Below are 6,853 nucleotides of genomic sequence, written 5' to 3'. Positions count from 1 at the left end.
AGCTTTCATCAACCTCGACAACCCCCAGGATTTTCTCCTTTTGGGATGCCTGGTGAGCGTAAATCAGCGTCCTGAAGGCCAGAAAGTACCTATTCACGGTCTTCCGGTTGAGCTTCAGGAGCAAGGCAGTTTTGGTGGCATCAATATCGATGCAAAAGCATTCAGCAATTTTTCCGATTTTGTAGCGGCTTAATTTGCTGTTTTTAAACATGATTCTAGCCTATCAGGGCTTGGCCTGATGGTCTAGAGCCTTGTATTTTTTATTACGGCAGTTGAAGCGTGTTCATCGCCACATATACTACAAGCAAGCAAAGCCATCACACAGTAAGGGGTGCAGGGGACAACGTCCGCGCTGCGATCGCCATCCGTAACACTCGAAGACTCGTGTAACGGCTGCCGTCCCTGCCCGCCGGAGGCGTATAAAAAATCTCCCTCCCTCTCCCTCTACAGCCGGAACTCCCCGTCCTCGTAGACCACCACGCGCTTCCCCCCCGGCGTGACGGCGGTGACCTTGCGCGGGGTGGTGGCCACCAGGTCCCAGTGCAGGCTGGAACTGTTGAAGCCCAGGTCGCGCCGGGCATCGGCGGTGAGTTCGTCGGACGGCCCGGAGAAGGTGTTGGCGTAGGACTGGCCCAGGGCCACGTGCATGGAGCCGTGCGGGCCGCCGTGGTTCTCGTCGTACAGGGTGTTGGCCATGAACCGGGTGATGCGCGAGAAGCGCCGGTCCACCAGGGCGAATTCGCCCAGCATGGCCGCGCCGGGGTCACTGTTGAGCTGCCCGGTGGCGAAGCCTTCGCCCCGTTCGGCGTCCAGCCGCACCACCCGGCCCTGCCGGAATTCCAGGCGCACCCCCTGCACGATGTTGCCGGAGCGGAACGACGGCAGGTCGGCGGTGTACACCCCCTCCACGCCGCGCCAGTCGGGCGAGACGTACAGCTCGAAGCTGGGAATGTTGCGGCCGGTCACCCCGGCCCAGCGGCGCATGCGGCCCACGCGCAGGCGCAGGTCGGTGCCTTCGGCCTCCACGTGCAGGGTGGCGTCGCCCAGTTCGTCCAGCCTGGTGCGGATTTCCTCGGCCTGCTTCGCCACGCGGGCCCAGGTGGCGGCGGGGTCGGCCTCGCCCAGCAGGCAGGCGCGGCGCACCTCGTCGGCGTAGTCGGCGGGCGACAGCCCGGCCTGCCCGGCCAGGGCCGCCGTGGGCCAGATGCACAGGGTCCAGCCGTAGGCGCCCATGTCCTCGCGCAGGTGGGCGATGTCCTGCAACGGGCGGCGGGCGGCCTGGACCATGGCGATGCGCTCCGGATCGATGGAGGCCAGATGGGTGAGCGATTCCGGCGCGATGATGGTGATGCACCCGCCAAGGTGGCTGTACAGGTCGCGCTCGCCGGGAATCAGCGTGGTCAGTCGCTTGTTGTTGGCCCTGGCGTAGAAGTCGTACTCCATGCGCGGGGTGGGCTGCATGCGCGGCACGGGAATCATGCCCATGTCGTGCAGCCTGCCGCACAGTTCCTCGGCCAGGGGCAGGCCCGGCAGGTCGAAGCGCACCAGCACGAAGTCGCTCTTGCGCAGCGGCGCGCGGCGGCCGCGCGCCAGGCCCCACAGCATGACGTCGGCATATTTTCCCAGGGTTTCGGCATCGTACATGGCGTGCTCCAAAAGGTGCGGACCGCGCGGAGATGTCGCCGTCGCGGCGAAGTTATCATTGCCGGGTCAACGGATCATGCTATCGTGGGCGCGTGGTGCCTTGGAAACCCGTTTACGGTTTCCACGCCGCGTCCGCCCGCACCCCCCTGTGCAGGACCCGGATCCGGGAGACACGTCCGGGAGATACGTACGGCAGCAAACGTATCGCCGGAGGGACACGGCAAGGGCGCCCCGGCCACTCATCCTCCCCCTTGCAGCGTCGGCCGCGTTCCAGCCCCTCGGAGCGCGGCCGACCTCTTTTGCGGCGCGCGGCGGCGGTGGCGGCAGGAACCGTGGCGCCGGAACCGTGGAACCGGACGGGCCGGATTGCCCGCCAGCACCGCAAGATTTTCGGATGACCGGGGTCAGGGCAGCGTGCGCGGCGCCGGGCTGTCATCCGGCAGTTCGTACAGGCTGGCCTTGCGTCCGGCGTCGCGCCCGGTGTCTTGGGGAACGCCGTTGCCGGTGGACGTATCCCCCTGCCCGGGGTTGCTGGTCGTGTCGGTCGTATCGGGCGCGCCCATGGCGCCCGATGCGCCGTCCTGCGGCGACGGTTGCAGCATAGCAGGTTTTTCGCCGGGGGGAACGTGCCCGATGAACGCGCCCGCCCCGTCCGCCCCGTCCGTCTGGTCCGTTTCGTCCGTCGGGGGCCGGCATTGCCCGCGCCCGCGCGCCAGGCGCAACCCCTCGCAGTCGCCCAGGGCGCAGGCCCGGTAGAAATCGTCGCACATGGGGCCGGGCTCGCCGCGCACCTGCCACGCCGCCCCGCGCACCCGCCAGTGGGCGGCCACGTCGGGGCGCAGGCGGATGGCGGCCGAGGCGTCCTCCACGGCCAGGGCGGGCATCTGCAAGCGCAGGTGGCACACGGCGCGGGCATGCAGGGCGCGGGCGAAGCCGGGGGACAGCCTGAGGGCGCGGTCCTGGGCCTCCATGGCGTCCTGCGGCCGGTCCAGCAGCAGCAGGGCTTCGCCCAGGGCGTTCCACAGCAGCGGGTTGCGCGCGTCCAGCGTCACGGCGCGGCGCATGTGGCGCAGCACGGCCTCGGGCGCGAGGCCCCAGCCGTTCCCCGCGCCGTTTGCGGCCTGGGGGGCCGGGACCGCCGCGCCGCCTCCGTCCTGCGCCTCGCCCTCGGCGGGGATGCCGGTCAGGCAGGCGCGGTACAGTTCCAGCGCTTCCAGCGAGCGGGCCAGCGCGCCCAGCCGCTGGGCAAAGGGGCTTTCGTCGTCGCCGCCGTGGCGGGCCACGTGGCGGGCGGTGGCCTGGGCCGCGTCAAGGGCCTCTTCGGTCAGGGCGGCCTCCCGGCGCAGCATTTCTTCGTGCAGTTCCAGCAGGGATTCGTTGCGCAGCACGGCGCGGACGAGGTCGGAACCGTCGGCCGGAGAGGACGTGGCATCACCTGACCCCGCAGCAGCGGCATAACCAGACGCCATGCCGGACGGCGGCGCGGCCTGCACGGTCACGGCCACGCGCACCTCGGGCGGGTAGCCTTCCACGCGGGTGGCGGTGACGCGGGTGGCCAGCACGGCGGACGCCACGGCCAGGCGGCGCTGCGGATCGTGCGCGGCCAGGGCGGCGAAGGACGCGGCCGCGCCTTCGCGCAGGAGGGGCACCCCCTCGCGCAGCGCGGCCAGGCGCGCGGCGGAGCGGGCGATGACCAGGGCGGATTCCTTGCGCAGGCCGCCGCCGAAGGGCACCGTGACGGTGCTGGCGGCGTGCGCGGTGGCGGCTGTCGCCAGCAGGATGGCGATGCCGCAGAGCAGCCGGGCAAGCCCGGCGCGGGGGCGGGCGGAAGGGGGCGGTGCCGGGCCCGTGGAAAGGCCCGGCGCCGCCCGTCCGGAATGACGCATCTACTTCTTCACGGTGGCCTGTATCTTGCGGGCCGCGGGTTGCAGCACGTCGCGCAGGGTTTCGGCCAGCAGCTTTTCGGCCACGTCCGAGGCGGGGAGGACCTGCTTGGACTGCCCGCCGGAAAGGTGCTCGGTGTACAGCGTCTTGGTGTAGTCGGACACGGTGACGGCCAGCTTCATGGACGTGCTGAACTCGGTGGTCTTCAGCTCCTTCAGCCACACCTCGTTGACCACGCCGGTGACGATGTAGTCGGGGCCGCCCGCGCGGGCCTGGTCCTGGGTCAGGGCGAAGGACACCTGCAAGCCCTGGCGGGCCAGTTCGTCGGCCAGCGAACGGCTGACCCAGTCGGACACGGTGGACGAGGCCACGAACGAGGTGCCGTCCTTGCGCTCGCCCACCTGCACCACCGGGCGCTTGTCCTCGAACATGACCACGGTCACGCGGGGGGCGGAAGGATCGGGCAGCACCGAGGCGTCGGGCGGCGAGTAGAGCAGGCGGACCGAGTTGCCGGGGGCGCAGGCCGAAAGGGCCAGCGCGGCAAGGACCAGCAGCAGCGCGGCGAGCGTGCGCGAAACGTTGTGGTGAAGCATTGTTCCTCCTGTGCGCGGTGCGCAAGGCGCGGCGCATGGGTGTTCGCCGCCGGGGCGGCGGGTGTTACAGCGGGGCCAGCGGCAGGTAGAGGCGGGTCAGCAGGTCGTCCTCCGGCGTGGCGCCGGGATCGTTGAGGTAGGCCTCCATGCGGGGCGCGTTCATGGGGGTGCGCCCGCTGGCGGGCAGCCATTCCCAGTACAGCGCCGACCACGACCACGGCAGGGTGGCGTAGGGACCCTTGTGCACGGCCACGGCGTATTCCCTCGGGCGGATGATGCGCACGGTGACGTAGTCGTCCGGCTCGAAGTCTTCGGGCACGGTGACCATGGCGTCGTAGCGGATGCGTTCCGGCGGGGTGGTTTCCGGGTCGTCGTGGCACAGGCCCAGGAACATGGTGGAAGCGCTGGTCACCTGCCGCCGTGCGATCCACGGCGTGAGCAGCTTCCACGCCTCCGGCCCCGATTCGGCATAGGGGCCGAGCACGCGGATGCCGGCCGCGCGAAGTTCCGGCAGGCGTTCGATGCGCACTTCCATGTGGCTTGCGTCTCCCTGTTTCCCGTCTCCCTGTCCGGTCTCTATAGCGCAAGCGGGGCCGAAATCAAAGGGTTGCGCAACGCGTTTTCCCGTCATGACGGCGCGTTCCGGTCCGGGCGGGGGCGTTGGCGCGGGTGCGCGGGCCATGCCCGGACCGGGGCATTTTCGTGACGAATCAAGCAACGACGCGCCTTCGTGGGCAGAAACGGTTGACAAGGGGGCCAACCTCTGTAAAAGCTGCGCCCTTGCACCACGTGCATGCAATACCGCGCCGCCGGAGCGCGCGCGGACCGAAACCCCCCATATGGAGATACCGATGACCAAAGCTGAACTGGTTGAAAAGATCCGCGCCAAGGCCGGTCTTGCCTCCAAGGTCCAGGCCGAAGGCGCCCTCGACGCCACCATCGCCGTGCTCGCCGACGCCCTGGCCGCCGGTGAATCCGTGACCTTCACCGGCTTCGGCAGCTTCAAGGTGACCGAACGCGCCGCGCGCAAGGGCCGCAACCCCCGCACCGGCGAAGAAATCACCATTCCTTCCGGCAAGGTGGTGAAGTTCACCCCCGGCAAGCTGCTGAAGGATTCCGTGAAGTAGGCAGCCCACGGGCCGCAGATTTCCGCGCCCCGCGTCTCCGGCAAGGAGACGCGGGGCGTTTCGCATTTTCGGGGGGAAAGGGAAGGGCCCGGAAGTGGGGGCAGGACGCGGGGCCGGGCCGCCTCAGACGCCGGGCTTGCCCTTGGGCGCGTCCACCAGCAGCACGGCCAGGTCCATGACGTTGGTCAGGGTGGGGCCGGTGCGCAGGATGTGCCCGGTGCGGTCCAGGAAGTGGTAGGCGTCGTTGTCGGCCAGGTGTCCGTGCGCGTCCACGCCGCATTCCCGGGCCACGCACAGGGTGCGGCCCGATGCGTAGCCCCCGGCGGCGTCCGTGGGGCCGTCGGTGCCGTCGGTGCCCGCGCAGAGCATGGCGATGTGCTCGCAATCGGCCAGTTCGTCCATGCGGATGGCGGCGGCCAGGGCCATTTCCTGGTTGCGGCCGCCAAGTCCCCCGCCGGTGAGGGTGACGGTGGTCTCGCCGCCCGCCAGCAGGCAGAACGGCCCTTCGGGGTGGGGCAGGGTTTCGGCGGCGCGGGAGGCTTCCTCCACCAGTTCGCGGGCGCGCACGCGGGCCTCGCCGGTCATGGTGTCGGTAAGGATGCGCGGCCGGTAGCCGTGCGCGGCGGCCGCTTCCGCCGCCGCCTCCAGGGCCAGCCGGTTGCTGGCCACGATGCAGTTCTGCACCGCGCCGAACACCGGGTCGCCGGGCTTGGGCGTTTCCGCCGCCATGCCGCGCAGGCCCGCCGTCAGCCGTTCGATGACCGGGGCGGGCAGCCTGTCGAGGATGCCGAACCTGTCGGCGATGGACTGGCAGTCGGCGTAAGTGGACACGTCGGGCGAGGTGGGGCCGGAGGCGATGACGTCCAGGTCGTCGCCTACCACGTCGGAGATGATCAGCGAGACCACCCGCGCCGGGGCCGCCGCGCGGGCCAGGTTGCCCCCGCCGAAGGCCGACAGGTGTTTGCGCAGGGCGTTGATCTCGTGGATGGTGGCCCCGCATTCCAGCAGCAGGGAGGTGGCGGCGCGCATGTCGTCCAGGGTGATGCCCGGTTGCAGCGCCGGGGTCAGCGCGCTGGCCCCGCCGGTAAGGGCGCACAGCACCAGGTCGCGCGGGCCGGCCGTGCGCACCAGGTCCAGGATTTCGTTGGCCGCGCGTTCACCGGCGGCGTCGGGCACGGGGTGGGCGGCCTCGCGCAGGGCGATGCGCTTCAGCGGGGCGGTGTGCCCGTACTTCACCACCACCACGCCGTCGTGCACCCGGTCGCCCAGGATGTCCTCCAGCGCGGCGGCCATGGGGGCCGCGCCCTTGCCCGCGCCCACCACGTACACCCGTTCGTGGGCGGCAAGGTCGTAGGCGCGCCCCGCGATGCGCAGGGTGTCGCCCTCGCGGCGCACGTGGCGGTGCACGGCGCGGTCGGGGGCCACGGCGTCGAGGGCGCGGGACAGGATATGGTCGAGGACGGCGCGCTGTTCGGGGGTCATGCGGCGATCTCCTTGGGGCGTCGTTGCGGGGACGTGTGTTGGGGGTGCGTTGCGGGGCGCGGCTTCCGGCCCGTGGCGGTCCTTCGTCGGGGAAGGAACGGGCGGACGCCGCCGCGTGACGCA

General features: G+C 70.5%; 6 protein-coding genes and 1 pseudogene. 1 reads left to right on the top strand and 6 read right to left on the bottom strand.

The features are described 5' to 3' along the window. The 5 genes and pseudogenes from V6B97_RS02810 to V6B97_RS02790 all read right to left on the bottom strand — a co-directional run. Positions 1 to 211, bottom strand: a pseudogene (locus V6B97_RS02810) (IS1595 family transposase); the annotation flags it as partial. Between the two features lie 233 nt (positions 212 to 444). Continuing rightward, on the bottom strand, positions 445 to 1,644 hold the full coding sequence (locus V6B97_RS02805) for an aminopeptidase (RefSeq protein ID WP_333504958.1): 1,200 nt from the start codon (positions 1,642 to 1,644) through the stop codon (positions 445 to 447). A gap of 404 nt (positions 1,645 to 2,048) precedes the next feature. Next, the gene (locus V6B97_RS02800; protein ID WP_333504957.1) at positions 2,049 to 3,530 is read right to left on the bottom strand and encodes a tetratricopeptide repeat protein; all 1,482 of its coding nucleotides are present in this window, start codon (positions 3,528 to 3,530) and stop codon (positions 2,049 to 2,051) included. Continuing rightward, positions 3,531 to 4,121, bottom strand: a complete 591-nt coding sequence (locus tag V6B97_RS02795) for a hypothetical protein (RefSeq protein WP_333504956.1) — start codon at positions 4,119 to 4,121, stop codon at positions 3,531 to 3,533. Between the two features lie 64 nt (positions 4,122 to 4,185). Next, positions 4,186 to 4,656, bottom strand: a complete 471-nt coding sequence (locus V6B97_RS02790) for an AraC family transcriptional regulator (RefSeq protein WP_333504955.1) — start codon at positions 4,654 to 4,656, stop codon at positions 4,186 to 4,188. A 316-nt stretch (positions 4,657 to 4,972) separates the two neighbouring features. On the opposite strand from V6B97_RS02790, the gene V6B97_RS02785 reads away from it, so the two are divergent. Beyond that, positions 4,973 to 5,248, top strand: a complete 276-nt coding sequence (locus V6B97_RS02785) for an HU family DNA-binding protein (RefSeq protein ID WP_007526990.1) — start codon at positions 4,973 to 4,975, stop codon at positions 5,246 to 5,248. 123 nt (positions 5,249 to 5,371) lie between these two features. Here V6B97_RS02785 and V6B97_RS02780 read toward each other — a convergent pair whose 3' ends face one another. Continuing rightward, positions 5,372 to 6,730 carry a glycerate kinase type-2 family protein gene (locus V6B97_RS02780; protein ID WP_333504954.1) on the bottom strand — a complete coding sequence of 453 codons (1,359 nt, stop codon included), beginning with the start codon at positions 6,728 to 6,730 and terminating at the stop codon, positions 5,372 to 5,374. Positions 6,731 to 6,853: the final 123 nt, after the last annotated feature.

Origin of the sequence: Nitratidesulfovibrio sp. 1201_IL3209 (assembly GCF_036763125.1) — a bacterium.
GTDB lineage: Bacteria > Desulfobacterota > Desulfovibrionia > Desulfovibrionales > Desulfovibrionaceae > Cupidesulfovibrio.
The sequence above is the reverse complement of the archived record's forward strand: the minus strand, read 5'-3'. Positions and strand labels throughout refer to the sequence as shown.

Bases quoted from the DNA above. Each gene is read 5' to 3' on its own strand.
- V6B97_RS02805 (WP_333504958.1), bottom strand. From the start codon at position 1,644: ATGTACGATGCCGAAACCCTGGGAAAATATGCCGACGTCATGCTGTGG.
- V6B97_RS02800 (WP_333504957.1), bottom strand. From the start codon at position 3,530: ATGCGTCATTCCGGACGGGCGGCGCCGGGCCTTTCCACGGGCCCGGCA.
- V6B97_RS02795 (WP_333504956.1), bottom strand. From the start codon at position 4,121: ATGCTTCACCACAACGTTTCGCGCACGCTCGCCGCGCTGCTGCTGGTC.
- V6B97_RS02790 (WP_333504955.1), bottom strand. From the start codon at position 4,656: ATGGAAGTGCGCATCGAACGCCTGCCGGAACTTCGCGCGGCCGGCATC.
- V6B97_RS02785 (WP_007526990.1), top strand. From the start codon at position 4,973: ATGACCAAAGCTGAACTGGTTGAAAAGATCCGCGCCAAGGCCGGTCTT.
- V6B97_RS02780 (WP_333504954.1), bottom strand. From the start codon at position 6,730: ATGACCCCCGAACAGCGCGCCGTCCTCGACCATATCCTGTCCCGCGCC.